This is a genomic window from Streptomyces sp. NPDC058045 (assembly GCF_042885635.1).
Taxonomy (GTDB): Bacteria; Actinomycetota; Actinomycetes; order Streptomycetales; family Streptomycetaceae; genus Streptomyces.
The window spans coordinates 1-24593 of sequence record NZ_JBHVRR010000018.1 but is presented as its reverse complement, the minus strand read 5'-3'; the positions used below and the strand labels follow the sequence as shown (position 1 = coordinate 24593).

The following is a 24593-nucleotide window of genomic DNA, read 5'->3' as shown; positions in this document are numbered from 1 at the left end:
CCGGGGGCCCGCCCGAGGGGGGCCGGAAGCCGTCCGCCGGGCGGGATCCGGTGTCGGTGCGGGGCCTTAGGATGGAGCGCATGGCCAAGACAGGTACGACGACCCAGGGGCTGCGCACGGCGATCGAGCGCAGCGGCTACTACCCGGCGCTGGTGGCCGAGGCGGTGGAGGCCGCCGTCGGCGGCGAGGCCATCGGGTCGTATCTGGTCCATCAGGAGACCACCTTCGACGCCAACGAGGTCCGCCGGCATGTCACCGTCCTGGTGCTCACCGGCAACCGCTTCATCGTCAGCCACACCGACGAGCAGGCCGCCGACTCCACCTCCCCGGCGCCCTACGCGACCACCTCCACCGAATCGGTCAAGATCGACCGGATCTCGTCGGTCGTGGTCAGCCGCGTCGTCTCGCACCCCGAGTCCTACACCCCGGGCACTCCGCCCCGCGAGGTTGTCCTCACCATCGGCTGGGGCGCCGTCTCCCGCATCGACCTGGAGCCCGCCGCCTGCGGCGACCCCAACTGCGAGGCCGACCACGGCTATACGGGCAACACCACCGCGGACGACCTCAGCCTCCGCGTCAGCGAGGCCGGGGACGGCCCGGACGCGGTGAGCCAGACCCTGGCCTTCGCCCAGGCCCTCTCCGAAGCCACCGCCGCCGCACCGGACAGCCGCCGCTGATGGCCGAGCCCGCAGCCCAGGACCCGGCCCGCCCCCTCCGCGCCCTGCCCGCCTGGGACGAGCCCGAGCCGCTCCCCATCAGCTCGGCCCCGCTGCCCGCATACGGCTCCGGCTCCCTCGCCGATCTGCTGCCCACCCTCGCCGCTGGCCTCGGCGTCCCCGGCTTCGAAGCCCGGATCACCGAGCTGGCCCCGGCCGACCGGGTCTGCGTCTTCCTCGTCGACGGGCTCGGCTGGGAGCAGTTGCGCGCCCATCCCGAGGAGGCGCCGTTCCTCACCTCGCTGCTGCCCGGCTCCCGCGGCGGCACCGGCCGCCCCCTCACCACCGGCTATCCCTCCACCACCGCCACCTCACTGGCCTCCGTCGGCACCGGCCTGCCCCCCGGTGAGCACGGCCTGCCCGGATACACCGTGCGCAATCCGCAGAGCGGTGAGCTGATGAACCAGCTCCGCTGGAACCCGTGGACACCGCCCAGGAGTTGGCAGCCCCACCCCACCGTCTTCTCCCGCACCGCCGCGGCCGGAGTGCACACCGCGCAGGTCTCCTCACCGAAGTTCGCCGACACCCCGCTCACCCAGGTCGCGCTGAGCGGCGGCGGCTTCCACGGACGGCTCTCCGGCGAGGAGCGGATGGACCTCGCCGCCCGCCAACTCGCCTCCGCCGACCGCGCGTTGATCTACACGTACTACGCCGAGGTCGACGGCAAGGGCCACCGCTTCGGGGTGGACTCGGACGCCTGGCGGGGCCAACTCACCTATGTGGACCGGCTGGTGGAGCGCCTCGCGGACCAACTCCCGCCGCGCAGCGCCCTCTACGTCACCGCCGACCACGGCATGATCGACATCCCCTTCGACGCGGAGCACCGTATCGACTTCGACGAGGACTGGGAGCTGCGCGCCGGAGTGGCCCTGCTCGGCGGCGAGGGCCGCGCCCGCCATGTGTACGCGGTGCCCGGGGCGGCCGGGGATGTGCTGGCCGTCTGGCGGGAGGTGCTCGGTGAGCAGTTCTGGGTGGCGGGCCGGGAGGAGGCGATCGAGGCCGGCTGGTTCGGCCCCCGGGTGGACGAGCGGGTGCACGGCCGGCTCGGCGATGTGATCGCCGCGGCCCGCGACGACGTCCTGATCATCGCCTCGGAGCGGGAGCCCAAGGAGTCCGCGATGGTCGGCAACCACGGCTCCCTCACCCCCGTCGAACAACTCGTCCCCCTCCTCGAAGTACGCTCCTGACCTGTCCGGTGCCCCGCCGCACCGCCCCACCCTGCCCGCCCGCCGCCGAAAGGTGCTGCCTCAGACCATGCCCGAACTGATTTTCTTTTGCGGGACGATGGACTGCGGGAAGTCGACACTGGCGCTCCAGATCGACCACAACCGCCAGGCACGCGGACTCCAGGGCGTGCTCTTCACCCGGGACGACCGGGCGGGGGAGGGGATGCTGTCCTCCCGGCTCGGCCTGGTCACCGACGCGGTGGAGGTCACCGGCCCGATGGACCTGCACGCCCACCTCGTGGAGCGGATGTCGCAGGGCGGCCGGGTCGACTATGTGATCGTGGACGAGGCGCAGTTCCTCTCACCCGGGCAGATAGACCAACTGGCGCGCGTGGTGGACGACTTGGAGCTGGATGTCTTCGCCTTCGGCATCACCACCGACTTCCGCACCCGCCTCTTCCCCGGCTCCCAGCGCCTGATCGAGCTGGCCGACCGGATCGAGTCCCTCCAGGTGGAGGCGATGTGCTGGTGCGGGGCCCGCGCCACCCACAACGCCCGCACCGTGAACGGCGAGATGGTCGTGGAGGGCGAGCAGGTCGTGGTGGGCGACGTCAATGGCACGGCCGCACAGGTCGGTTACGAGGTGCTGTGCCGGCGCCACCACCGGCGCCGGATGACCGGCGCCGCGGCCCGTTCCGCCTCAGTCGCCCAGGACGTCCTGCCCGTCGCCTCCGGCTGACCGGCCCCGTCAGACCTCCGTACCGCGCCCCGAGCTGACCAGAGCGAAACGCGCCCCCTCCGGATCGGCCACCGTCGCCGTCCGCCCATAAGGACCCGGACGCGGCGCCTCCGCCACCCGCCCGCCCAACTCCGCCACCCGCGCCGCCGCCCCATCCACCTCGTCCACCTCGAAGTACGTCATCCAGTGCGCGCCCCGGTCGTGCGGCAGCTTCCGGCCCACACCGCGCACCGAGGCCACCGGGCGCTCGCCGAGCAGCAGGGTGGTGGGGGAACCGGCGGTGCGTGCGGTGTAGCCGAACACCGCGGTGTAGAAGGCGGTGACGCCCGTGTCGCGGGTGACCAGTTCGTCCCAGGAGGGGGCGCCGGGCACGCCCGTCACCGCGGCTCCCCGATGGGCGGCCGCCTGCCACACCCCGAAGACCGCGCCCGCCGGATCCGAGGCGATCAGCATCCGCCCCGCCTCCGCGGCGTCCAGCGGCCCCACACCGACGGTGCCCCCGCGGACGCGGATGGCGTGCGCGGTCGCGTCGATGTCATCGGTCGCGAGATACGGCGTCCAGGCGACCGGAACACGGCGGTCCGTCGGCAGCCGCCCGATACCGGCCACCTCCCGCCCGCCCAGCAACGCCCTGACATACGGGCCGAGTTGCTGCGGTCCAGGGTCGAACTCCCAGCCGAACAGCGCCTCGTAGAACTTCCGGGCCCGCTCCGGGTCCCGCACCATGAGGCTCACCCAGCAGGGTGTGCCCGGTGTGAGCCGGGTGTGTGCCGCCGCCGTGTGCCGGCTGTCGGCCCCCCATGTCTCGCTCATCGTCACTCTCTCCTCGACCCCTCGTGTGGTGCCGCCCACCCCACCTCTTCTTCCTGCCCGCGCCCGCGCACGGCGATGCCCGCGCCGGGGGCGCACCGGGGTGCACCGGCGCGTCCGCACAGGAAGCCCGCTCCGTCCCCGTCGGACGGTGCAGGCATCGGGTCGGGTACACAGGGTGTCCGGAGTCGCACCCAAAGTGGTCGGGGTGGTCGGGGCGAAGAGTAGCCCCAAGCCGCGCGCGGGGCCAGCCCTGTGCGTAAGGATGGGGCCATGGATCCGATTATTTCCGCGTCCGCGCTGGCGGACGACCTGGCGGGCGGGAATCCGCCGCTGCTTCTGGATGTGCGCTGGGAGCTGGGCGCCGGCGCCCAGCGCTCCGACTATCTGGCCGGCCATCTGCCGGGCGCCGTATTCGTCGATCTGGACGCCGAGTTGGCGGGACCGGCCGGCGCCGGCGGACGGCATCCGCTGCCGCCGCTGGACGAGTTCGGCGCCGCGATGCGCACCGCGGGCGTCTCCGCGTCCCGCCCGGTGGTGGTGTACGACGGCGGCCAGAGCTGGGCGGCGGCCCGCGCCTGGTGGCTGCTGCACTGGACCGGACACCCCTCGGTACGGGTGCTGGACGGCGGACTGGCCGCCTGGCAGGGGCCGTTGGAGTCCGCGGAGCCGCACCCGCAGCCGGGGGACTTCCGGCCGCGCCCCGCCGAGCGCGGACTGCTGGACGCGGACTCCGCGGCGGACCTGGCCCGTTCCGGGCTGCTGCTGGACGCGCGGGCGGGGGAGCGCTACCGGGGCGAGGTGGAGCCGATCGACCGAGTGGGCGGGCACATCCCGGGCGCCGTCTCGGCCCCGACCGCGGAGAACGCCGCCCCCGACGGCCGCTTCCGCCCCGCGGCCGAACTCACCGAGCGCTTCCGGGCGTTGGGCGCCGCGGAGGCGAGCGGTGTCGGCGTGTACTGCGGTTCCGGCGTCTCGGCGGCGCACCAGGTGCTGGCGCTGGCCGCGGCCGGTATCGACGCCGAGTTGTATGTGGGCTCGTGGTCGGAGTGGTCCGCCGACCCGCGGCGCCCGGTGGCCACCGGCCCCGACCCGCAGTAGCCGGCCCCCCGTTCACACGCCGCGGAGCACACAAGGGCGGGGCCGTACCGGACTCACCGGGTACGGCCCCGCCCTTGGGCGGGTGCTGCTACTCCTGCTTCTTGCGGCGGGTACCGAAGACGATCTCGTCCCAACTCGGCACCGCGGCCCGGCGTCCCGGCCGTACGCCGTCGGCCTCGGCCTGCCGGTCGGTGGAGCCGACCAGCCGGTCCCGGTGGCTCGCGACGGCGCGCGGCATCAGCACATCGGCATAGGCCGAACCCGCCGAGGCGGCGGGCGCCGGCGGCTCCTCGGCCTCCGGCTCCTGCTCGGGCTCCGGCGCGGGATGCTCGGCGGCCGGAGCGGGCCGCTCCGGTACCACCAGGTCCCCGCGGAAGCTGGGCACCGCCTCCAGCAGGCTGGTCAGCGAATCGCGGGCGGCCGCAGGCTCGTTACCCTCCTCCTCGGCCTCCGGCGGCGAGGCGACCGGCAGCCCGGGGCGCTCCGCGGGGCGGTCGCCGGGACGGTCCAGCGGCCGGTCGCGGGGCAGGCGGGCGATACGCGGCACGAACGGGAAGCTCGGCTCGGGCGCGGCGGCCATGTCCTCGGACTCACCGATCAGCGAGCGGGCCTCGTTGTCCAAGGCCTGCACCAGCCGGCGCGGCGGGTCGTACTTCCAGCTCGCCGAGTGCGGTTCGCCGGCCACCCGGTAGACGAGCAGGACCTCCCAGGTGCCGTCGTCGCGGCGCCAGGAGTCCCACTGCACGGTGTCCCGGTCGGCGCCGCGGACCAGCAGCCGCTCCTGGACCGCGTCGCCCAACTGCGGCCCGGTGTTCTCCCCGGGGCGGCGGACCGGCGTCTTGCGGGCCCGCTCGGCCATGAAGGCGCGCTCCGCCAGAACGGGGCCCTCGAAGCGGCGGACGCGGTCCACGGAGATCCCCGCGAGCTGGGCGACCTCCTCCGCGGTGGCACCGGCTCGTATCCGTGCCTGGATGTCGCGGGGGCGGAGGTGGCTCTCCACCTCGATCTCGATCTGGCCGAGGCGGGGACGGTCGCCGCGCACGGCGGCGCGCAGCCGCTCGTCGATGGCCAGGGTGTATTCCGTGCTGTCCGCAGCCTTCAGCACCAGCCGTGTGCCGTCATTGGAGACGGCAACGACCCGCAGTTCCGGCATGGGGACCTCCCGGGTGGTGCCTGCCGACGTCACGTGCGTCGCTGCTTCCGCTGGTCGAGTGTGGCCTGCCCGGGTGCAGCCTGCCACAACCTTGCCGAGTTGCCCGGCGTGTCGGGCATGGACCCCGGGCCGCCGTTATGGCACGGTGACCCGTTCGCCACGCTGAGTGACCAACTGCGTTGACCTGTACAAGGCCTTGCGCAACGTGCCCCCTCTCGGCGGTCCTGGAAGGTCCCGGCACCCTGGCAGGAGGCCGGACCCAGGGCTCGCAACACTACTCCATACGGGCCATCCGGGTAGACCGCCGCGCCGCCGAAGTTCTGCCGGGGTGCGGTAGTTGACCGCCTTGGGCGGATGGCATGGGGATTGCGGGTGGTGTACTTCACGGATTCGGCTGAATCGGAACTATCCCTGTCGACGGTACGTCCCTTTCTCATGCAAACGGGTGAGTCTCGTGCGGTTGATGTGAAAGGCAGGCAAGGTTCCGAGATGGGTGAGAAGCCGGATTCCGGAGTGCGTCCCGCGCCCCGGACCGACAGCCGGGAGGACGGGCGGCCGCGGGCGGACGAGGCGGCCCCGGCCGAGGAGCCCCGGCGGAGGAAGCGGATCGACCTCAATGTGCCGCAGGTGGCGGGCAGTGCGGTGGCGGCCGTGGTCGCCGCGAAGCTGGCCGCCAACCTCGGCGTGTACGGCACGATCCTCGGCGCGGGTGTGGTGAGCATCGTCGCCACCTGCGGCGGCTCCCTCTTCCAGCACTTCTTCCGGCGCACCGGAGAACAGATCCGGGATGCCGCCGTCAGCGCCAAACCGCGCAGCCGACAGGTCCCGGTGACCCGGAACGGACGACCCGTTCCGGCCACTTTCCGTCCCGAGACCGGACCGCCGCCCGCACGGCACACCATCACCTGGGGCACCGGACCCTCCACCACCGCCGGCCCCGGTGCTCCCGAGGACCGGCCCACGGAAGCCCTCCACCCCGTGGACCACCAGACGCACCTGCTGCCCCGCCCCACCACCGGAGCCGACCCGAACCGCACCCAGCTCCTGCCCGAAGCAACCGAAGCCGAGCGCACCCGGCTCCTCGCCCCCGTCGACGGGGACCGGACCCAGCGGCTCGCCCGGGTGCCGGAAGAGGCCGCGACCCGGGTGCTGCGGGTGGACGCGGTGGCGGGCGCCGCCGGAGGCCCTGTGGACGCGGCCGGTGACGACGGGGCCACGCGGATCCTGCGCACCCTCGACGGCGGGCCTCCCGGTCAACCGCCGTACGGCGAAGGGCCGTTGCCCGGGGACGTGGCGGACGAGTCCGCCGGTGCCGGCCCGCACCGGAGCAGGGCGCGCGGCTGGAAGCGGCCGTTGATCGCGGCGGGTGTCGTGTTCGTGGTGACCATGGGCGGGATCACCACCTATGAGCTGGCCTCCGGCGAGAGCTTCGCGGGTGAGGGCCGCACCACCATCGGCGACGCCTTCACCGGGCACCGCTCCGGCCACCGGTCCGACCCGTCGACCACCGAGCCCACCGCCACGCCCTCCGATGGCGCCACCCCCGAGCAGAGCGGCACCTTCGGCGGCGGACCGAGCCGCACCCCCGGCGCCGACCGGCCGGGCGGCGGAGCCGCGGACCCCCGGCCCACCGGCAGCACCGGCACCGGCAACAAGGGCGACCAGAGCACCGGCTCCGGTGCCACCGCAGGGCAGGACACCGGCGCCACCGCGGACCCGACTCCCACCGAGTCCGCCACCGACCCCGGCCCGGCCGCGCCCCAGCAGGGCACCCCCACCGGCTGACGCGCTACTCGCCCAGCACCCGCCGCAGATGGTCGTTGCCGAACCTGCGGTCCGGGTCGAGCCGGTCCCGTACCGCGGTGAACTCGGCGAAGCGCGGGTAGGCCTCGGCGAGGTAGCCGGCGTCCCGGGTGTGGATCTTGCCCCAGTGGGGCCGTCCGCCGTGCGCGGTGAAGATCCGCTCGGCGGCCGTGAAGTACGCCTGGTACGGGGTGCCGCGGTACATATGGACGGCGATATAGGCGGTCTCCCGGCCGGAGGCGGTGGAGAGCGGGATGTCGTCGGCGGGCGCGGTCCGCACCTCCACCGGGAAGCTCACCCGCAGCGGGGACCGCTCCACCATGGCCCGCAACTCCCGTAGTGCCGACACCAGTTCGGCCCGCGGCACCGCGTACTCCATCTCCATGAAGCGCACCCGCCGGGGGCTGGTGAAGACCTTGTACGGGATGTCGGTGTAGCTGCGGGCGGACAGGACGCGGCTGGACAGCCTGGCGATGGCGGGGATGGTCGCGGGCGCCGCCCGGCCCAGTGAATTCACCGCCTGGAAGAGGCCGTTGGAGAGGAACTCGTCCTCGAACCAGCCGCCCACCGTGCCCAGCGGGGCGGCCGGGCCCGCGCTGCGGTTGTTCCGCTTGGTGTTGCAGTTCCCGGTGTGCGGGAACCAGTAGAACTCGAAGTGCTCGTTCTCCGCGACGAGTTCGTCGAAGCGCCCGGTGACCTCGTCGAACGGCATCGGCTCCTCCCGCGCGGTGAGCAGGAAGACCGGCTCCACCGCGAAGGTGATCGCGGTGACCACGCCCAGCGCGCCGAGCCCGATCCGGGCCGCCGCGAAGACCTCCGGATTTTCCTCCGCCGAGCAGTTCAGCACCGAACCGTCCGCGGTCACCAGTTCCAGGGCGCGTATCTGCGCCGAGATGGAGGCCGAGTCGCGTCCGGTGCCGTGGGTGCCGGTGCTGGTGGCGCCGGAGACGGTCTGCTCCATGATGTCGCCCATGTTGGTCAGCGACAGGCCCTCCCTGGCGAGGACCGTGTTGAGCCGCTTCAGCGAGGTGCCGGCGCCCACCGTGACGGTGCCCGCGGCACGGTCCAGCGCGCGGATCCCGCTCAGCAGCCGGGGCCGCACCAGCACGCCGTCGGTGGCCGCGACCGAGGTGAAGGAGTGGCCGGTGCCGACCGCCTTCACCCGCAGCCCGTCCTCCGCGGCCCGCCGTACGGCCGCCGACAGCTCGTCCACCGAGGCCGGCGTCACCTCCCGCACGGGGCGGGCCTGGACATTGCCCGCCCAGTTACGCCACGTACCGCTCTTCCGCTGCCCTGTCCTCATGCCCGGACGTTCCTCCCCGTTTCGCCACCGGTGGCTTGAGCCGGCGGTACCCCAGGACCCCGACCGCGACCGCGACCGCGCCGGACACACCCGGCACCGCGTACCCGGCCCCCGCCCCGGCGATGTCGACCACCCAGCCGGCCAGGAAGGACCCGAGCGCGATGCCGACGGCCATGCCCGTACTCACCCAGGTCATGCCCTCGGTCAACTTCGCGCGGGGTACGTGCTGTTCGACGAGGGCCATGGTGGTGACCATCGTCGGAGCGGCGGCGAGCCCCACGACGAAGAGCGCCACGGCCAGGACCGGAAGGCTCCCGACCAGTTGGAGGGGGATCATACTCAGGGCCATCACGGCCATCCCCAGCAGCCATCTGCGGGCGATCGGACCCGTCGGGCTCAGCAGCCCGAACGCGAAACCAGACAGACAGGAACCGACCGCGAACACCGCGAGGATCCAGCTCGCCGCCGGCTTGTGCCCCAGCGACTCGGCGAACGCCACCGTCACCACGTCCACCGAACCGAAGGCCGCGCCGATCGCCACGAAGGTGCCGACCAGCACCTGGAGGCCGTGGGCGCCCAGCGCGGAACCGCCGGTGTGGTGCTCGCGCGGATGCGGCACCGGCTCGGTGGCCCGCTGCGAGGTCAGCCACCACACGCCGCCCGCCAGGAACATCGCGGCCAGCAGCGGTCCGGCCGCCGGGAACCACACCGTGGACAGCCCGATCGAGAGGATCGGACCGATGATGAAGCACACCTCGTCGAAGGCCGACTCCGCGGAGTACGCGGTGTGCAGCAGCTCGGGCCGGTCCGAGAGCACCGTCGCCCAGCGGGCCCGCACCATCGCCCCCACACTCGGCACACAGCCGATGCCGGCCGCGAACCCGAAGAGCGTCCAGTCCGGCATCCCGAGGGTCGCGCACAGCAGCAGCCCGGCCACCGCGGCCAGCGCCACCACCGTGGCCGGACGCAGCACCCGCCGCTGCCCGAACCGGTCCACCAGGCGCGACACCTGCGGGCCGAAGCAGGCGGCGGACAGGGCGATGGTCGCGGCCAGCGCACCGGCCAGCCCGTAGCGGCCGTTCAGTTGGGACATCATGGTGACGACGCCGATGCCCGTCATCGACAGGGACATCCGGCCGATGAACCCGGCCGCGGAGAAGGCCCGGGCACCGGGTGAGGCGAACACAGCACGGTAGGGACTTGGCAAGGGTCACTCCCGACGAACCTGCGGGGCGGCCCAACGGCCCCCGGTACACCGGCGGGGTTGAGGCCTGGCGATGGCGCTACAGCTTACGACCCGGCTCCGTTGTGTAACCCTCCCGGTAGGCATCTGTAGCGTCGGCCGCGTTTTTTCCACACCCTTTTTGCCGCTATGCGCGGATTTTTCCTGCCCGTCCGCCCTCCGGACCGCTGCGCCCACCGCCCGATTCCCCGTTGTCCGAGGCGGGTGGCAGGATCGGGGCATGTCCGACGCGCTCGATCCCACCCCCTACGACGCCCTGCTGCTGCTCTCCTTCGGCGGCCCCGAAGGCCCCGACGACGTGGTGCCGTTCCTGGAGAACGTCACCCGCGGCCGCGGCATCCCCAAGGAGCGGCTCAAGGAGGTGGGGCGGCACTACTACCTCTTCGACGGCGTCAGCCCCATCAACGAGCAGAACCGCACCCTGCTCGAAGCCCTCCGCAAGGACTTCGCCGAGCACGGCCTCGACCTCCCGGTCTACTGGGGCAACCGCAACTGGGCCCCCTATCTCACCGACACCCTGCGGCAGTTGGCCCGGGACGGCCGCCGCCGCGTCCTCACCCTCGCCACCAGCGCCTACGCCTCCTACTCGGGCTGCCGCCAGTACCGGGAGAACCTCGCCGAGGCGCTCGCGACGCTGGAAGCCGAGGGCCTCCCCGTGCCCCGGGTGGACAAGCTGCGGCACTACTTCGACCACCCCGGCTTCGTGGCACCCATGACCGACGGCGTGCTCACCGCCCTCGCCCAACTCCCGCCCGAGGTACGGGATAGCGCGCACATCGCCTTCTGCACCCACTCCATCCCCACCACCGCCGCCGACACCTCGGGCCCCGTCGAACAGCACGGCGACGGCGGCGCCTATGTGGCCCAGCACCTGGAGGTGGCCCGGCTGATCGCCGAGGCCGTCCGCGAGCGCACCGGCGAGGACCACCCCTGGCAGCTCGTCTACCAGTCGCGCTCCGGAGCCCCGCGCATCCCCTGGCTGGAGCCGGACATCTGCGACCACCTGGAGGAGCGGCACGCGGCGGGCGCCCCTGCCGTGGTGATGGCCCCCATCGGTTTCGTCTCCGACCACATGGAGGTCCGCTACGACCTCGACACCGAGGCCACCGCCAAGGCAGCCGAGCTGGGCCTGCCGGTGAGCCGCTCGGCCACCGTCGGCGCCGACCCGCGCTTCGCGGCCGCCGTACGCGAGCTGGTGCTGGAGCGGGCCGCCGCCGAGTCGGGTCGGCCGGTCGAGCGGTGCGCGCTCGGCGAGCTGGGCCCCGGTCACGATGTGTGCCCCGTCGGCTGCTGCCCGGCCCGTACCCCGCGCCCCGCCGCCGCGGGCGCCGACAGCCCGTACGCCTGACGCACCGCGTCCCCGTGTGAGGAGAACCGTGACGGAACCCCAGCCCGATGAACTGCTCCAGCTCGCCCAGGAGGCCGCGCGGCGTGCCGGGGTGCTGCTCAGAGACGGGCGGCCGGCCGATCTCGCGGTCGCCGCCACCAAGTCGAGCCCGATCGACGTGGTCACCGAGATGGACATCGCCGCCGAGAAGCTGATCACCGGCCACCTCGCCGAGCAGCGCCCGGAGGACGGCTTCCTCGGTGAGGAGGGCGCCTCCCGGGAGGGCACCAGCGGCGTCCGCTGGGTGATCGACCCGCTCGACGGCACGGTCAACTACCTCTACGGACTGCCCACCTGGGCCGTGTCGATCGCCGCCGAGTACCGCGGGGAGACGCTGGTGGGCGTGGTCGCGGCGCCGATGCGCGGTGAGACGTACCACGCGGTGCGCGGCGGTGGGGCCTTCCTCGGCACCCGCCGGCTCGCCTGCCGCCCGGCCCCGCCCAGCCTGGACCAGTCGCTGGTCGGCACCGGCTTCAACTACGTACAGCGGGTCCGCACCCACCAGGCGGAGGTGGCCCGGCACCTGGTGCCGCGGCTGCGGGACATCCGGCGCAGCGGCTCGGCCGCGGTCGATCTCTGCGATGTGGCGGCGGGCCGGCTCGACGGCTTCTTCGAGCGGGGGCTCAACCCGTGGGACTCCGCCGCGGGCGAGCTGATCGCCCGGGAGGCGGGCGCTCTCAGCGGCGGCCGCCCGGGCGCCGCGGCCACCTACGACCTGACAGTCACCGCGGTGCCCGGGGTCTTCGAGCCGCTTCAGCAGTTGCTGGAGGACCTGGGCGCCTGGCACGACTGACCCACCGCGGCCCGGCATGGGTCGGCCCCGGCGGGAGGAGCCGCCGGGGCCGGAGGGTCGATCGGGTCGGTGTCAGGCGTGCTGCGAGGCGCTGACCTCGACGCCGTGCTCGGCGGCCAGCCGGCGCAGATCGTCCAGCTCGCCCTGCTCGACCTCCACGAGGAAGTCGTCGCCTGTCTCACGTGCCCGGTCCATCTCGGACTCGGCCGCCCTTATGCGCTGCAGCAGACCTGCGGTGAATGCGTCCATGGTTGCGCCCCCTCGTCCTGGGTCGTCGGTGGCACGGGGGTGTGCCCTGGCTGAGGGGCGATCACGTCTCCTTCCGCACGACGGAAGGGGTGCTTTGTGGCACGCCACACACAAAGCGTGATCGCGGGTGTGAAGTCGTCCTCCCCGGGCACGGCGCCCCGGAAACCTGACCATCGCAGAAAACCGCGGACTTCCCGCGAAGCCCCAGGCGGGAGGCCCCCCGCCTTACAGCCGGTTTATGGCCGAAAGAGGCAGGATGGAGGCTCCACCCCCGTCCGCCCGCCGAGGGCACACAGGAAGGACAGCGACGTGCGTGTACTCGTCGTCGAGGACGAGCAGCTACTCGCCGATGCGGTGGCCACCGGACTGCGCCGGGAGGCCATGGCCGTCGACGTCGTGTACGACGGTGCGGCCGCCCTGGAGCGGATCGGCGTCAACGACTACGACGTGGTGGTCCTCGACCGCGATCTCCCCGTGGTCCACGGGGACGACGTGTGCCGCCGCATCGTCGAGCTGGGTATGCCGACGCGGGTCCTGATGCTGACCGCCTCCGGAGACGTCAGCGACCGGGTCGAGGGCCTGGAGATCGGCGCCGACGACTATCTGCCGAAGCCCTTCGCCTTCAGCGAGCTGACCGCCCGGGTGCGGGCCCTGGGCCGGCGTACCAGTGTGCCGCTGCCGCCGGTGCTGGAGCGCGCCGGCATCAAGCTGGACCCGAACCGGCGGGAGGTCTTCCGGGACGGCCGCGAGGTGCAGTTGGCACCGAAGGAGTTCGCGGTGCTGGAGGTGCTGCTGCGCAGCGAGGGCGCGGTGGTCTCCGCGGAGCAGTTGCTGGAGAAGGCCTGGGACGAGAACACCGACCCGTTCACCAATGTGGTCCGGGTGACGGTGATGACGCTGCGGCGCAAGCTCGGTGAGCCCGCCGTCATCGTCACCGTGCCCGGCTCCGGCTACCGGATCTGAGGCCGCCGTGGCAGCGAGCCCCGCGCCGCCCCCGGCGCCACCGAAACCGACCTGGGACCCCAGACGGGCCGATCCGCCCTTCCCCTGGCTGAGGCCCACCATCCGGATACGCCTCACCCTTCTCTACGGCGGCATGTTCCTGATCGCCGGAATCCTGCTGCTGTCGATCATCTATCTGCTGGCCGCCCAGGCCGTACACGTCGGCAACGAGCTGCCGTTCAAGATCCTCTCCGGGAAGGTGACGGTCTCCAGCGACGCCTGCCCGGGCCTGCCCTCGGCCACCGGCACCCAGGACGTGGGCGCCTTCAACGCCGCGCTGAACGCCTGCGTCAGCCACCGCAGGCAGGAGGCGCTGGACAATCTGCTGAGCCGCTCCCTGCTGGCGCTGCTCGGCCTCTCCGTGATCGCCTTCGCCTTCGGCTACGCGATCGCCGGCCGGGTCCTCTCGCCGCTGGGCCGGATCACCCGCACCGCCCGCCGGGTGGCCGGCTCGGACCTGTCCCGGCGGATCGAGCTGGACGGCCCGGACGACGAGCTGAAGGAACTGGCCGACACCTTCGACGACATGCTGGAGCGGCTGGAGCGGGCCTTCACCGCCCAGCAGCGCTTCGTGGGGAACGCCTCGCACGAGTTGCGGACCCCGCTCGCCATCAACCGCACCCTGCTGGAGGTGCAGCTCTCCGATCCGGCGGCCGCCCCCGAGCTTCAGCAACTGGGCAAGACGCTGCTGGCGACCAACGAGCGCAGTGAGCAACTCGTCGAAGGACTACTGCTGTTGGCCCGTAGCGACAACCAGATCGTGGAGCGGAAACCGGTGGACCTCGCCGAGGTCGCCGGGCAGGCCATCGACCAGGTGCGTACCGAGGCGGACCAGCGGGATGTGGAGATCCGCGGTGAGCGGGCCCAGGCGGTGGTCCAGGGCAACGGCGTGCTGCTGGAGCGGATCGCGCTGAACCTCGTGCAGAACGCGGTGCGGTACAACACCCCGGGCGGCTGGGTCGAGGTCAGCACCCAGACCCAGCACGGCCAGGCGGTGCTGGTGGTGTCCAATACGGGCCCGGTGGTCCCGGCGTACGAGATCGACAATCTCTTCGAGCCCTTCAGACGACTGCGGACCGAGCGGACGGGCAGTGACAAGGGGGTTGGCCTGGGGCTGTCCATCGCGCGCTCGGTGGCGCGGGCGCACGGGGGCCGGATCATGGCGCAGCCGCGGGAGGGGGGAGGCCTGGTGATGCGCGTCACGCTGCCGATCTGACAACGGCGACCGGATCTGGCATCCTGCCCCCGACATGGCGAGGTGTTCGCTTTGGGCAGAATGTTCCTGACCTGTTCATGGTGGTTCGGATGTGCAATCCATCACAGCGACACCGTGGCCGGTGGGCACGCTCTGTGAGCAAGGCCTCGGTGAGAAGCCCGGAAGATCCGGGTTTCCCGAGGTCGGGATGACGGGAAGTACACGGGGTGGCGCCTGCGAAGCCGGGCTTTCGGACCGTGTACGGTGCCCTTCGCCATCCAAGCCGATCACCCCCGCGGAGACCGGTTGGGTGTCGATTGAGTAACAGACCTTGATGTGAGGCAAAATCTCCGCCTCAGGTCGGGCACAAGTCCGGCCTCTCATGCGTTACGTGCGCTGAGACACCGCAAACACCCAGAGGGGGAGAGCGACATGGCAACGGATTACGACACTCCACGCAAGACCGATGACGACCTCAACGAGGACAGCATCGAAGAGCTCAAGGCCAGGCGGAACGACAAGTCCACCTCCAATGTCGACGTGGACGAGTTCGAGGCCGCGGAAGGGCTGGAGCTGCCCGGCGCGGACCTCTCCAACGAGGAGCTCGCGGTCCGCGTACTGCCCAAGCAGCAGGACGAGTTCACCTGCATGAGCTGCTTCCTGGTGCACCACCGCAGCCAGCTGGCCCGCGAGAAGAACGGCCAGCCGATCTGCCGCGACTGCGACTGAGCTGGACGGCTGTGAAAGGCTCGCCCCCGTCCCGCAGGCCCCGCTTCCGTAAGCGGGGCGCGGACAGCGAGGGCACGTCCCCCGGTGTGTACGAGGACGAGCGAGGCCGGCCGGCCTCGCTCGAAGCAGCCGCCCCGGACGAGGGCGGCGAGCGACTCCCCGAGCAGGACCCCGAGCCCACCGCGGCGCCCCCGGCCCGGCGCGGCGCGGCAGTACGGGCCTCGATCGCCAAGAGCGGCAGCCTGGCCAAGCTGGGCATCGCCCTCGTCGCCGACCGGATCATCGACCTCGCCCCCCGCGTTCCCGTACGGGATCTGGCGACTCTCCGGCGGCAGTTTCCCGGACTCGGCCCCGAGGAGCTGGCCGACAAGCTGGTGGCCGGTGCGGCCCGGGCCACTTCGGCCGTGGGTGCGGGGGTGGGAGCGGCGGCCATGCTTCCGGTGCCGCCCGCCATGCCGACCGAGCTGGCCACCGAGGTGACCGGCGTCGCCGTCATCGAGCTGAAACTCATCGCCGAGCTGCACGAGGTGTACGGTCTGCGGCCGCCCGGCGGACTCGGCGCCCGCAGCACCGCCTATCTCGGCTCCTGGTCGCAGGAACGCGGTATCTACGCCCTGAAACTCTCGTCGTTCGACGTCGCGCTCGGCGGGCAGATGAAACGCGAGCTGCGCCAGCAGATCATGAAGCGCACCTTGCGCAACCTGCCCAGCCTCACCCCGTTCATGGTGGGCGCCACCGTCGGCGCCGTGATGAACCGCCGCGACACCCGCCGGCTCGCCGGGCACATCCGTGCGGACCTGCGCCGCCGCCAGGTGCCGTGGCAGGCGCTGGCCGACCAGCCCGCACTGCCTGCCCCCGAGGACGTGCTGCAGCCCGGGGAACTCCCCGCCGACCTCCGCGGCCAACTGCCCGAGGCCTGAGCGGCCCTCGTACCGGGGCCTTTCCCGGACTGTTCAGTCCTCGGCGCGGACCGCGGTCAGTGCCGCCACCAGCCGCTCCGGCCGGCGCGAGGAGAGATAGGCGTACGGCGTCGGGTCCGCGGGGTCGGTGATCTCCACCTTCACCGCGCACGGGATGTAGCTGCGCAGCAGCATGAAGGCGCGGGTGTCCGCCCGATGCGTCCGCCAGGCCCGCGCCGCCTCCGCGTCCAGCACCTCCGCCGTACCGAGTGCCGACAGCGGGATCTGCGCCTCCCCGGCGATCAACTGCCCACCCGCCACCCGGATCCGCACCGAGCCGTACGAGCTGGCCATCACCGCGGCCACCGCGGTACCGCCGACCAGACCGCCGAGCATCGGCAGCACCCCCAGCGGAAGCAGGATGAGCGCCGCGGCGACCCCCACCAGCAGGGAGATCAGCCACCAGGAACGGGGCGCTGTCAGACGTTCTTCATACGCCGGGGCGGAGGCGGGGGCGGAAGGCTGCATGGACCAAGCTTGGCACGGCCCGCCGGCACACCAGCGCACGGCCCGGTACCGGGCCCCGGCCCCGCGTTCCGGAGTTATCCACAGGCCCTCCGGGCGGCCCCGTACTTGGGGGTAAGGTCTGCGCCTGTGAGTGGTACTACTTCAGCCCTGACGCCCCCGGCCGACGCCGTCGCCCCGGTACGGCACCCCGACGCACCCGCACTCGGGGAGCTCCTCGGTGCGCACTACGACCGCTGCTTCGGCTGCGGCGCGGAGCAGTCGCACGGGCTGCATCTGGAGGCGCGGGCCGGTGAAGGGGTCAGCGTCACCGCCGAGTTCACCGTGCGCCCCGCTCACCAGGGCGCCCCCGGCCTCGCCCACGGCGGGGTGCTGACCACCGCCCTGGACGAGACCCTCGGCTCGTTGAACTGGCTGCTCCAGACCATCGCCGTGACAGGCCGGCTGGAGACCGACTTCCTGCGGCCGGTGCCGGTGGACACCGTGCTGCACCTGGAGGCCGAGATCACCGCGGTCGCCGACCGCAAGATCTACTCCCGTGCCACCGGCCGGATCGGGGGCCCGGAGGGGCCGGTCGCGGTGCGCGCGGCGGGCCTCTTCATCGAGGTGAAGGTCGACCACTTCATCGAGAACGGCAGAGCCGAGGAGATCCAGGCCGCCATGGACGACCCGGACCAGGTGCGCCGGGCCCGAGCCTTCGAGGTGAACCCGTGACCGCCCGCCCCGAGCTGCCGGTGCAGATCAAGCGCCTCGACCCCGAGGTGCCGCTGCCGGCCTACGCGCACCCCGGGGACGCCGGCGCCGATCTGCGCACCACCGAGCCCTGCACGCTCGCACCGGGGGAGCGCGCGGTGCTGCCGACCGGGGTTTCCCTGGCCCTGCCGGAGGGGTACGCGGCCTTCGTCCACCCCCGGTCAGGGCTGGCCGCACGGCTGGGTGTCGCCCTGGTGAATGCCCCGGGGACGGTCGATGCCGGGTACCGTGGAGAGATCAAGGTGATCGTGGTGAATCTCGATCCGCGCGAGGCGGTGCGGTTCGAGCGCTTCGACCGGATTGCCCAACTGGTCGTCCAGCAGGTCGAGAAGGTGCGCTTCCAGGAGGTCGCGGAACTTCCCGTCTCGGTACGGGCCGAGGGGGGCTTCGGGTCCACCGGCGGACATGCCCGGGTGGGCGGCGGCACCGGTGGGCACACGGGTGGGAACCAATACGCAGCGGTCGTTTCCGACCGGGAAGGACAGTGACGTGTTCGGACGTCGCAACAAGAAGAACTCCGACGAGGGCGCGGAGAACGCGGCCGAGGCGGTGAGCGAGACCGGTACGGCGGCCGAGAACGCCGAGGGCGCCGGGGACGGCGACAGCGGGGCGACGGACGAGCCGGAGCGCGTCAGGCTCGAACCGGAGCCGCGCCCCGACGGACCCTGGGACAGCACCGAGGTCGGCGATCCCGCCGAGGGCCGGGTCGACCTGGGCGGGCTGTTCGTGCCCGGTGTCGAGGGCATGGAGCTGCGGGTCGAGGTGGCGGGCGACGCGATCGTCGCGGCCACCGTCGTCGTCGGTGACAGCGCCGTCCAGCTCCAGGCCTTCGCGGCACCCAAGCGCGAGGGCATCTGGGGCGAGGTCCGCGAGGAGATCGCCACCGGCATCACCCAGCAGGGCGGCATCATCGACGAGGTCGAGGGCCCGCTCGGCTGGGAGCTGCGGGCGCAGGTCCCGGTGCAACTGCCGGACGGTACCGGCGGCTTCCAGGTCGTCCGCTTCGTCGGCGTGGACGGGCCGCGCTGGTTCCTGCGCGGTGTGATCTCCGGCCAGGGCGCCGTCCAGCCGGAGGCCGCGGGGCTGCTGGAGCAGATCTTCCGGGACGCGGTGGTGGTGCGCGGCGACGGCCCGATGGCCCCCCGCGACCCGATCGTGCTCAAGCTGCCGAACGACGCGCAGATGGTGCCGGAGGGTGTGCAGCAGGAGGAGCAGAGCAGCTCGCGATTCTCCGGCGGTATGGGGCAGTTGGCCCGCGGCCCGGAGATCACCGAGGTCCGCTAGGCGGTTGCCGGTCGGGTCGGCCGCAGGCCGGTCCGACCGGGCGGCCCCCGTCGCTCCTCCCCGCCCGTTGCCCCCGGTGGGACGCCGTGCGCATACTGGCGCCCGGCCCGCGGCGGAGGTCAGGGGAGACCCCGCCGGACCCCAGGGGGGAGACACAGATGTCGGAGCACGAGGCCATGCCGCACACCGCGGCGGGCGGGACCGCGGTGGCCGCCAGGGCCGGCGAGGGCCCCATGGTCACCGTCCGCGGGCTGCACCGGTCGTACGGTTCCGGGGCCTCCGCGGTACACGCGCTGCGCGGGGTGTCCTTCGAGGTGCGGCGTGGTGAGCTCACCGCTCTCAAAGGCCGATCCGGCTCCGGCAAGACAACTCTGCTCAACCTCGTCGGCGGTCTCGACCACCCCGACTCCGGCACTGTCACCCTCGACGGCACCGAGCTGACCACCCTTGGCGAGGACGGCCTCCTCGGGCTGCGGCGGGACCGTATCGGCTTTGTCTTCCAGTCCTTCGGGCTGATCCCCATCCTCACCGCCGCGGAGAACATCGGCGTCCCGCTGCGGTTGCGCCGTGCCCCGCAGCGGGAGCGGGACGAGCGGGTCGCGTTGCTGCTGTCCCTGGTCGGGCTGGCCGACCATGCCGCGCAGCGGCCCGGGGAGCTGTCCGGCGGGCAGCAGCAGCGCGTCGCCATCGCCCGCGCCCTCGCCAACCGCCCCGACCTGATCATCGCCGACGAGCCCACCGGCCAGCTCGACCAGGAGACCGGGCACGCCGTGATGGAGCTGCTGCGCGCCGTGGTCCGCAGCGAGGGCGTCACCGCGCTCGTCGCCACCCACGACCCCGCCGTGCTCGACCTCGCCGACCGCGTCCTGGAACTCTCCGACGGGGAGATCACCGCGCACTGAGCCGCTGGCAGCCCGGCCCGCCCCGTATCAGAGTTCTGTCAAGGCGCCCGCCCGCATCCTGACGGGGCAGGTCAGCCCCGCCGTACGGTCGTAGAGTGCTCCGGGGTCCCGCGCCGCACGGGTCGGCACGGTGCTGCGCCGGAGGGCCGGGGGCCGGGCACGGAAGACGATGAGGACATGGGACGCGGCAAGCTACGGATCTATCTGGGGGCCGCGCCGGGCGTCGGCAAGACATTCGCCTTGCTCAGCGAGGCGCACCGGCGGCGGGAGCGCGGCACGGACGTGGTCGTGGGCTTCGCCGAGCACCACGACCGGCCCCGGACCCGGGCCCTGCTGCACGGCCTGGAGCAGGTGCCCCGCGCCACCCTCACCCACCGCGGCGCCGCCCTCACCGAGATGGACGTCGACGCGGTGCTGGCCCGCCGTCCCACCGTCGCCCTCGTGGACGAGCTGGCCCACACCAATGTGCCGGGCTCCCGCAACGCCAAGCGCTGGCAGGACGTGGCCGAGCTGCTCGCGGCCGGGATCGACGTCGTCTCCACCGTCAACATCCAGCATCTGGAGTCCCTGGGCGACGTGGTGGAGTCCATCACCGGTGTGCGGCAGTGGGAGACGGTGCCCGACGAGGTGGTGCGCCATGCCGACCAGGTCGAGCTGGTCGACATGTCGCCCCAGGCGCTGCGCCGCCGCCTCGCGCACGGCAACGTCTACCAGCCCGACAAGGTCGACGCCGCGCTCTCCAACTACTTCCGCCCCGGCAACCTCACCGCGCTGCGCGAACTCGCCCTGCTGTGGGTCGCGGACCGGGCGGACGAGTACCTCCAGCAGTACCGCGGCGAGCACGGCATCCGCTCCACCTGGCAGGCCAGGGAGCGCATCGTCGTCGGCCTCACCGGCGGCCCCGAGGGCCGCACCCTGATCCGCCGCGCGGCCCGCCTCGCCGAGAAGGGCGCCGGAGGTGAGGTCCTCGCCGTGTATGTGGCCCGCAGCGACGGCCTCCGGTCCGCCTCCCCGAAGGAACTCGCCGTCCAGCGCACCCTGGTGGAGGACCTCGGCGGCACCTTCCACCACGTCATAGGCGACGACGTGCCCGCCGCGCTGCTGGACTTCGCGCGCGGCGTCAACGCCACCCAGATCGTGCTGGGCTCGTCCCGCCGCAAGGCCTGGGAGTACGCCTTCGGGCCCGGGGTCGGCGCCACCGTCGCCCGGGAGTCGGGGCCCGATCTCGATGTGCACATCGTCACCCATGAGGCGATCGCCAAGGGCCGCGGGCTGCCCGTCGCCCGTGGGGCACGGCTGGGCCGATCCCGCACCCTGGCCGGCTGGTTCACCGGTATCGCCGGTCCGGCGCTGCTGGCGCTGCTCCTCGCCAACGTCGAGGCCGATCTCGGGCTCGCCAACGACATGCTGCTGTTCCTGTCGCTGACGGTGGCCGCCGCCCTGCTCGGCGGGATGGCGCCCGCGCTGGCCTCGGCCGTCGTCGGTTCCCTGCTGCTGAACTGGTTCTTCACGCCGCCGCAGCACCGGGTCACCATCGCCGACCCGAAGAACATCGTGGCCCTGGCCGTCTTCATGGCCGTGGCCCTGGCGGTGGCCTCCGTCGTCGACCTGGCCGCCCGGCGTACCCATCAGGCGGCCCGGTTGCGCGCCGAGTCGGAGATCCTCTCCTTCCTCGCGGGCGATGTGCTGCGCGGCGAGACCAGTGTGGACGCCCTGCTGGAACGGGTGCGGGAGACCTTCACCATGGAGTCCGTGGCGCTGCTGGAGCGGGCCGACGACCTGGCGCCCTGGACCCGGGCCGCCGCCGTCGGACCGCACCCCCCGGCCCGCCCCGACGACGCCGATGTGGACATGCCCGCGGGCGGCGGCCAGCACATGCGGCTGGCCCTGACCGGCAGGGTGCTGCCCGCCGCCGACCGCCGCGTACTGGCCGCCTTCGCCGCGCAGGCCGCCGTCGTCCTCGACCGGCAGCGCCTCAAAACGGAGGCGGAGCGGGCCCGCGCGCTGGGCGAGGGCAACCGCATCCGTACCGCGCTGCTCGCCGCCGTCAGCCACGATCTGCGCACCCCGCTCGCCGCGATCAAGGCCGCGGTCTCCTCGCTCCGCTCCGACGACGTGGCCTGGTCCGAGGAGGACCGGGCGGAGCTGCTGGCCGCCATCGAGTCCGGCGCCGACCGCCTGGACCACCTCGTCGGCAACCTCCTCGACATGTCCCGCCTCCAGACCGGCACCGTCACCCCGCTGATCCGCGAGGCCGACCTGGACGAGGTGGTGCCGATGGCGCTCGGCGGCGTCCCCGACCCGGAGTCCGCCGTCACCCTCGACATCCCGGAGACCCTGCCCATCGTCTCCGTCGACCCCGGCCTGCTGGAGCGGGCGGTGGCGAACGTGGTGGAGAACGCCGCCAAGTACAGCCCCGCCGGGCAGCCGGTGCTGGTCGCCGCCAGCGCCCTGCGCGGCCGGGTCGAACTCCGCGTCGTGGACCGCGGATCCGGCGTCCCCGACGAGGCGAAGGAGCGCATCTTCGCCCCGTTCCAGCGGCACGGCGACGCCCCGCGCGGCGCCGGAGTGGGCCTCGGTCTCGCCGTGGCGCGCGGCTTCGTGGAGGCGATGGGCGGCACCCTGGACGCGGAGGACACCCCCGGCGGCGGCCTCACCATGGTGTTCACCCTGGCCGCCGCGGGCGAACGCCCGCCGGCCACCGCTCCGCGGCAGCGCCGGCCCGTCCCCCAGCAGCGGCCCGACGAAGAGAACAAGACGGGAGGGCACCGATGACCCGGGTGCTCGTGGTGGACGACGAACCCCAGATCGTCCGCGCACTGGTGATCAACCTCAAGGCGCGCGGATACGAGGTGGACTCCGCCGCGGACGGCGCCGAGGCACTGCGACTCGCCGCCGCCCGCCACCCCGACGTGGTCGTCCTCGACCTGGGGCTGCCCGACATGGACGGGGTGGAGGTCATCCGCGACCTGCGCGGGTGGACCCGGGTGCCTGTCCTGGTGCTCTCCGCCCGGCACAGCTCCGACGAGAAGGTCGAGGCGCTGGACGCGGGCGCCGACGACTACGTCACCAAGCCCTTCGGGATGGACGAGTTGCTGGCCCGGCTCCGCGCCGCCGTCCGCCGGGCCGAGCCCACCGGGGCCGACGGGACGGAGGCCGTCGTCGCCACCGAGGACTTCTCCGTGGACCTCGTCGCGAAGAAGGTCCACCGCGACGGCCGCGACGTCCGCCTCACCCCCACCGAGTGGCATCTGCTGGAGGTGCTGGTGCGCAACGCGGGCCGGCTGGTCGGCCAGAAGCAGCTCCTCCAGGAGGTGTGGGGCCCCTCCTACGGCACCGAGACCAACTACCTGCGGGTCTATATGGCACAACTGCGCCGCAAGCTGGAGGCCGACCCGTCCCATCCGCGCCACTTCATCACCGAACCGGGCATGGGCTACCGCTTCGAGAGCTGACAGCCGCCGTACCGCCGGTTCCCGCACCAGTTCTCTGACCAGGGCCCGTCCCCGGTACGCTTCCCGTATGAGTGCAGTTCCCCGTTCCGGTAAGCAGGGTTCCGGTAAGCAGGCGGGCCGGCTGAGGCGGATGCTCGACCGGCTGTCCGAGATCTCCGCGTCCCAGGAGGACCTGGAGTCGGAGGAGCTGCGGGAGGACACCGAGACCACCGGCTGCACCCGTATCGGGGACTGCCATGACCGCCAGATCGTCACTGTGACCGGTACCCTGCGCACGGTAACCCTGCGGCCCCGCGCCGGAGTTCCCGCCCTGGAGGCGGAACTCTTCGACGGTTCGGCCGCGCTGGACGTGGTCTGGCTGGGGCGGCGTTCCATCGTCGGTATCGAGCCGGGACGCAAGCTGATCGCCTCCGGCCGGATCTCCATGAGCCACGGCCGCAGGGTGCTGTTCAACCCGAAGTACGAACTCAGACCCCTCGGACGGGAGTAGCCGGTGACGTCCCTCGACAAGCCGACCCACCAGCGAAGTACGGAGGACGACACCGCGACCACAGGGGGCGACGACCGTGCGTCCCCGGGCGAGGCCGCACGGTCGGTGACCGAGGCCGCGCTGTTCGAGGCCTTCGGCGGGGTGCGCGGCCTGGTGGAGACGGTTCTGCCGGGCCTGCTCTTCGTCTCCATCTTCACCGTCAACAAGGACCTCCACCTGTCCGCGATCGCCGCACTGGGCGTCTCGCTGCTGCTGGTGGTGGTCCGGCTGGTCAAGCGGGACACCCTGAAGCACGCCTTCAGCGGGGTCTTCGGGGTCGCCTTCGGTGTGGTCTTCGCCATGATGACGGGCAACGCCAAGGACTTCTATCTGCCGGGCATGTTGTACACGCTGGGCCTGGCCGTCGCGTACATCGTCACCACGCTCGCCGGGGTGCCGCTGATCGGGCTGATCCTCGGCCCGATCTTCAAGGAGAACTACTCCTGGCGCACCCGCAACCCGGGCCGCAAGGCGGCCTACGGCAAGGCGAGTTGGGCCTGGGGCCTGATCCTGCTCGCCAAGTGCGCCATCCTCTTCCCGCTGTACTGGTGGGCCGACACCGCCCAACTCGGCTGGGTCCTCATCGCGTTGAAGATCCCGCCGTTCCTGCTCGCGGTCTGGCTGACCTGGATCTTCCTCGTCAAGGCACCGCCGCCGATCGATGTCTACGCCGAGATGGAGGCGGAGGAGCAGGCGGAACGCGAACGCGAGCGGGCCCGCGCCGAAGCCCGGACCGCCGAAGCCGCCGGGCCTGGCAGCGACGGCAACGGTTGACCCGGCAGCACATCCGACACGAGTGGGGGGCCCCCGGATGCCGGGGGGGCCCCACGTCTTGGGGGGGCGGTGGGGCCAAAACC

At 72.7% G+C, this 24593-nt stretch carries 25 protein-coding genes; 19 read left to right on the top strand and 6 right to left on the bottom strand.

The annotated features are described in order from the left end of the window. Positions 1-80 precede the first annotated feature (80 nt). The 3 genes from ACFVST_RS13855 to ACFVST_RS13845 all read left to right on the top strand — a co-directional run bounded on the left by ACFVST_RS13855 (position 81) and on the right by ACFVST_RS13845 (position 2621). The gene (locus ACFVST_RS13855; protein WP_390150211.1) at positions 81-677 is read left to right on the top strand and encodes a DUF5998 family protein; all 597 of its coding nucleotides are present in this window, start codon (positions 81-83) and stop codon (positions 675-677) included. Then, positions 677-1903, top strand: coding sequence for an alkaline phosphatase family protein (locus ACFVST_RS13850; protein WP_390150209.1), 1227 nt, complete (start codon positions 677-679; stop codon positions 1901-1903). Before ACFVST_RS13855 ends, ACFVST_RS13850 begins: the two co-directional genes overlap by 1 nt. Positions 1904-1970: 67 nt before the next feature. Beyond that, positions 1971-2621 carry a thymidine kinase gene (locus tag ACFVST_RS13845; protein WP_390150206.1) on the top strand — a complete coding sequence of 217 codons (651 nt, stop codon included), beginning with the start codon at positions 1971-1973 and terminating at the stop codon, positions 2619-2621. 9 nt (positions 2622-2630) lie between these two features. Here the strand turns inward: ACFVST_RS13845 and ACFVST_RS13840 are convergent, their stop codons facing one another. Further along, positions 2631-3434 (bottom strand): VOC family protein, encoded by an 804-nt coding sequence (locus ACFVST_RS13840; RefSeq protein ID WP_390150203.1) that lies wholly within the window; start codon positions 3432-3434, stop codon positions 2631-2633. 270 nt (positions 3435-3704) lie between these two features. Between ACFVST_RS13840 and ACFVST_RS13835 the strand changes: the two genes are divergently transcribed. Beyond that, the gene (locus ACFVST_RS13835) at positions 3705-4532 is read left to right on the top strand and encodes a sulfurtransferase (RefSeq protein WP_390150201.1); all 828 of its coding nucleotides are present in this window, start codon (positions 3705-3707) and stop codon (positions 4530-4532) included. An 88-nt stretch (positions 4533-4620) separates the two neighbouring features. Here the strand turns inward: ACFVST_RS13835 and sepH are convergent, their stop codons facing one another. Further along, positions 4621-5685, bottom strand: coding sequence for a septation protein SepH (sepH, locus tag ACFVST_RS13830; RefSeq protein ID WP_390150198.1), 1065 nt, complete (start codon positions 5683-5685; stop codon positions 4621-4623). A 489-nt stretch (positions 5686-6174) separates the two neighbouring features. Here sepH and ACFVST_RS13825 point away from each other — a divergent pair, with 489 nt between their 5' ends. After that, positions 6175-7470: a hypothetical protein gene (locus tag ACFVST_RS13825; protein ID WP_390150195.1), complete on the top strand. Its 1296-nt coding sequence runs from the start codon at positions 6175-6177 to the stop codon at positions 7468-7470. 4 nt (positions 7471-7474) lie between these two features. Here ACFVST_RS13825 and ACFVST_RS13820 read toward each other — a convergent pair whose 3' ends face one another. After that, positions 7475-8791, bottom strand: coding sequence for a D-arabinono-1,4-lactone oxidase (locus tag ACFVST_RS13820; protein WP_390150192.1), 1317 nt, complete (start codon positions 8789-8791; stop codon positions 7475-7477). Further along, entirely contained in the window at positions 8754-9998 is a 1245-nt protein-coding gene (locus tag ACFVST_RS13815) for an MFS transporter (RefSeq protein ID WP_390150189.1), read from the bottom strand. Before ACFVST_RS13815 ends, ACFVST_RS13820 begins: the two co-directional genes overlap by 38 nt. Positions 9999-10254: 256 nt before the next feature. On the opposite strand from ACFVST_RS13815, the gene ACFVST_RS13810 reads away from it, so the two are divergent. Further along, positions 10255-11382, top strand: coding sequence for a ferrochelatase (locus tag ACFVST_RS13810; RefSeq protein ID WP_390150185.1), 1128 nt, complete (start codon positions 10255-10257; stop codon positions 11380-11382). 28 nt (positions 11383-11410) lie between these two features. Next, positions 11411-12214 carry an inositol monophosphatase family protein gene (locus ACFVST_RS13805; RefSeq protein ID WP_390150182.1) on the top strand — a complete coding sequence of 268 codons (804 nt, stop codon included), beginning with the start codon at positions 11411-11413 and terminating at the stop codon, positions 12212-12214. A 72-nt stretch (positions 12215-12286) separates the two neighbouring features. Here ACFVST_RS13805 and ACFVST_RS13800 read toward each other — a convergent pair whose 3' ends face one another. After that, positions 12287-12463 carry a hypothetical protein gene (locus ACFVST_RS13800; protein WP_390150180.1) on the bottom strand — a complete coding sequence of 59 codons (177 nt, stop codon included), beginning with the start codon at positions 12461-12463 and terminating at the stop codon, positions 12287-12289. A 309-nt stretch (positions 12464-12772) separates the two neighbouring features. On the opposite strand from ACFVST_RS13800, the gene ACFVST_RS13795 reads away from it, so the two are divergent. From ACFVST_RS13795 to ACFVST_RS13780, 4 genes are all read left to right on the top strand, one after another. Next, positions 12773-13426, top strand: a complete 654-nt coding sequence (locus ACFVST_RS13795) for a response regulator transcription factor (RefSeq protein ID WP_390150177.1) — start codon at positions 12773-12775, stop codon at positions 13424-13426. 7 nt (positions 13427-13433) lie between these two features. Continuing rightward, the gene (locus ACFVST_RS13790) at positions 13434-14681 is read left to right on the top strand and encodes a sensor histidine kinase (RefSeq protein WP_390150174.1); all 1248 of its coding nucleotides are present in this window, start codon (positions 13434-13436) and stop codon (positions 14679-14681) included. A 411-nt stretch (positions 14682-15092) separates the two neighbouring features. Then, the gene (locus tag ACFVST_RS13785; protein ID WP_119295704.1) at positions 15093-15389 is read left to right on the top strand and encodes a DUF4193 domain-containing protein; all 297 of its coding nucleotides are present in this window, start codon (positions 15093-15095) and stop codon (positions 15387-15389) included. Positions 15390-15400: 11 nt separating this feature from the next. Continuing rightward, the gene (locus tag ACFVST_RS13780) at positions 15401-16309 is read left to right on the top strand and encodes a hypothetical protein (RefSeq protein ID WP_390150170.1); all 909 of its coding nucleotides are present in this window, start codon (positions 15401-15403) and stop codon (positions 16307-16309) included. A gap of 33 nt (positions 16310-16342) precedes the next feature. On the opposite strand, the gene ACFVST_RS13775 is transcribed toward ACFVST_RS13780, so the two are convergent. Further along, entirely contained in the window at positions 16343-16816 is a 474-nt protein-coding gene (locus ACFVST_RS13775; RefSeq protein ID WP_390150167.1) for a DUF3093 domain-containing protein, read from the bottom strand. Between the two features lie 126 nt (positions 16817-16942). Between ACFVST_RS13775 and ACFVST_RS13770 the strand changes: the two genes are divergently transcribed. From ACFVST_RS13770 to ACFVST_RS13735, 8 genes are all read left to right on the top strand, one after another. Further along, positions 16943-17527, top strand: coding sequence for a PaaI family thioesterase (locus ACFVST_RS13770; RefSeq protein WP_390150164.1), 585 nt, complete (start codon positions 16943-16945; stop codon positions 17525-17527). Further along, on the top strand, positions 17524-18054 hold the full coding sequence (dut, locus tag ACFVST_RS13765; protein ID WP_390150161.1) for a dUTP diphosphatase: 531 nt from the start codon (positions 17524-17526) through the stop codon (positions 18052-18054). Before ACFVST_RS13770 ends, dut begins: the two co-directional genes overlap by 4 nt. Position 18055: 1 nt before the next feature. Further along, positions 18056-18850, top strand: coding sequence for a DUF3710 domain-containing protein (locus ACFVST_RS13760; protein WP_390150158.1), 795 nt, complete (start codon positions 18056-18058; stop codon positions 18848-18850). A gap of 158 nt (positions 18851-19008) precedes the next feature. After that, a complete protein-coding gene (locus tag ACFVST_RS13755) occupies positions 19009-19752 on the top strand; it encodes an ABC transporter ATP-binding protein (protein WP_390150155.1) in 744 nt (247 codons plus the stop codon). Positions 19753-19929: 177 nt separating this feature from the next. Beyond that, positions 19930-22527: a DUF4118 domain-containing protein gene (locus tag ACFVST_RS13750; protein ID WP_390150153.1), complete on the top strand. Its 2598-nt coding sequence runs from the start codon at positions 19930-19932 to the stop codon at positions 22525-22527. Then, on the top strand, positions 22524-23207 hold the full coding sequence (locus ACFVST_RS13745; protein ID WP_390150150.1) for a response regulator: 684 nt from the start codon (positions 22524-22526) through the stop codon (positions 23205-23207). The genes ACFVST_RS13750 and ACFVST_RS13745 overlap by 4 nt, the downstream gene beginning before the upstream one ends. Before the next feature lie 67 nt (positions 23208-23274). After that, positions 23275-23697 carry an OB-fold nucleic acid binding domain-containing protein gene (locus tag ACFVST_RS13740; RefSeq protein WP_390150148.1) on the top strand — a complete coding sequence of 141 codons (423 nt, stop codon included), beginning with the start codon at positions 23275-23277 and terminating at the stop codon, positions 23695-23697. A 3-nt stretch (positions 23698-23700) separates the two neighbouring features. After that, positions 23701-24510: a DUF3159 domain-containing protein gene (locus ACFVST_RS13735; protein WP_390150145.1), complete on the top strand. Its 810-nt coding sequence runs from the start codon at positions 23701-23703 to the stop codon at positions 24508-24510. The last annotated feature ends 83 nt before the right edge of the window (positions 24511-24593 follow it).

Excerpts from the sequence above, each read along its gene's own strand:
- ACFVST_RS13855 (WP_390150211.1), top strand. The coding sequence starts at position 81 with ATGGCCAAGACAGGTACGACGACCCAGGGGCTGCGCACGGCGATCGAG.
- ACFVST_RS13850 (WP_390150209.1), top strand. The coding sequence starts at position 677 with ATGGCCGAGCCCGCAGCCCAGGACCCGGCCCGCCCCCTCCGCGCCCTG.
- ACFVST_RS13845 (WP_390150206.1), top strand. The coding sequence starts at position 1,971 with ATGCCCGAACTGATTTTCTTTTGCGGGACGATGGACTGCGGGAAGTCG.
- ACFVST_RS13840 (WP_390150203.1), bottom strand. The coding sequence starts at position 3,434 with ATGAGCGAGACATGGGGGGCCGACAGCCGGCACACGGCGGCGGCACAC.
- ACFVST_RS13835 (WP_390150201.1), top strand. The coding sequence starts at position 3,705 with ATGGATCCGATTATTTCCGCGTCCGCGCTGGCGGACGACCTGGCGGGC.
- sepH (WP_390150198.1), bottom strand. The coding sequence starts at position 5,685 with ATGCCGGAACTGCGGGTCGTTGCCGTCTCCAATGACGGCACACGGCTG.
- ACFVST_RS13825 (WP_390150195.1), top strand. The coding sequence starts at position 6,175 with ATGGGTGAGAAGCCGGATTCCGGAGTGCGTCCCGCGCCCCGGACCGAC.
- ACFVST_RS13820 (WP_390150192.1), bottom strand. The coding sequence starts at position 8,791 with ATGAGGACAGGGCAGCGGAAGAGCGGTACGTGGCGTAACTGGGCGGGC.
- ACFVST_RS13810 (WP_390150185.1), top strand. The coding sequence starts at position 10,255 with ATGTCCGACGCGCTCGATCCCACCCCCTACGACGCCCTGCTGCTGCTC.
- ACFVST_RS13800 (WP_390150180.1), bottom strand. The coding sequence starts at position 12,463 with ATGGACGCATTCACCGCAGGTCTGCTGCAGCGCATAAGGGCGGCCGAG.
- ACFVST_RS13785 (WP_119295704.1), top strand. The coding sequence starts at position 15,093 with ATGGCAACGGATTACGACACTCCACGCAAGACCGATGACGACCTCAAC.
- ACFVST_RS13775 (WP_390150167.1), bottom strand. The coding sequence starts at position 16,816 with ATGCAGCCTTCCGCCCCCGCCTCCGCCCCGGCGTATGAAGAACGTCTG.
- ACFVST_RS13755 (WP_390150155.1), top strand. The coding sequence starts at position 19,009 with ATGTCGGAGCACGAGGCCATGCCGCACACCGCGGCGGGCGGGACCGCG.
- ACFVST_RS13750 (WP_390150153.1), top strand. The coding sequence starts at position 19,930 with ATGGGACGCGGCAAGCTACGGATCTATCTGGGGGCCGCGCCGGGCGTC.
- ACFVST_RS13745 (WP_390150150.1), top strand. The coding sequence starts at position 22,524 with ATGACCCGGGTGCTCGTGGTGGACGACGAACCCCAGATCGTCCGCGCA.
- ACFVST_RS13740 (WP_390150148.1), top strand. The coding sequence starts at position 23,275 with ATGAGTGCAGTTCCCCGTTCCGGTAAGCAGGGTTCCGGTAAGCAGGCG.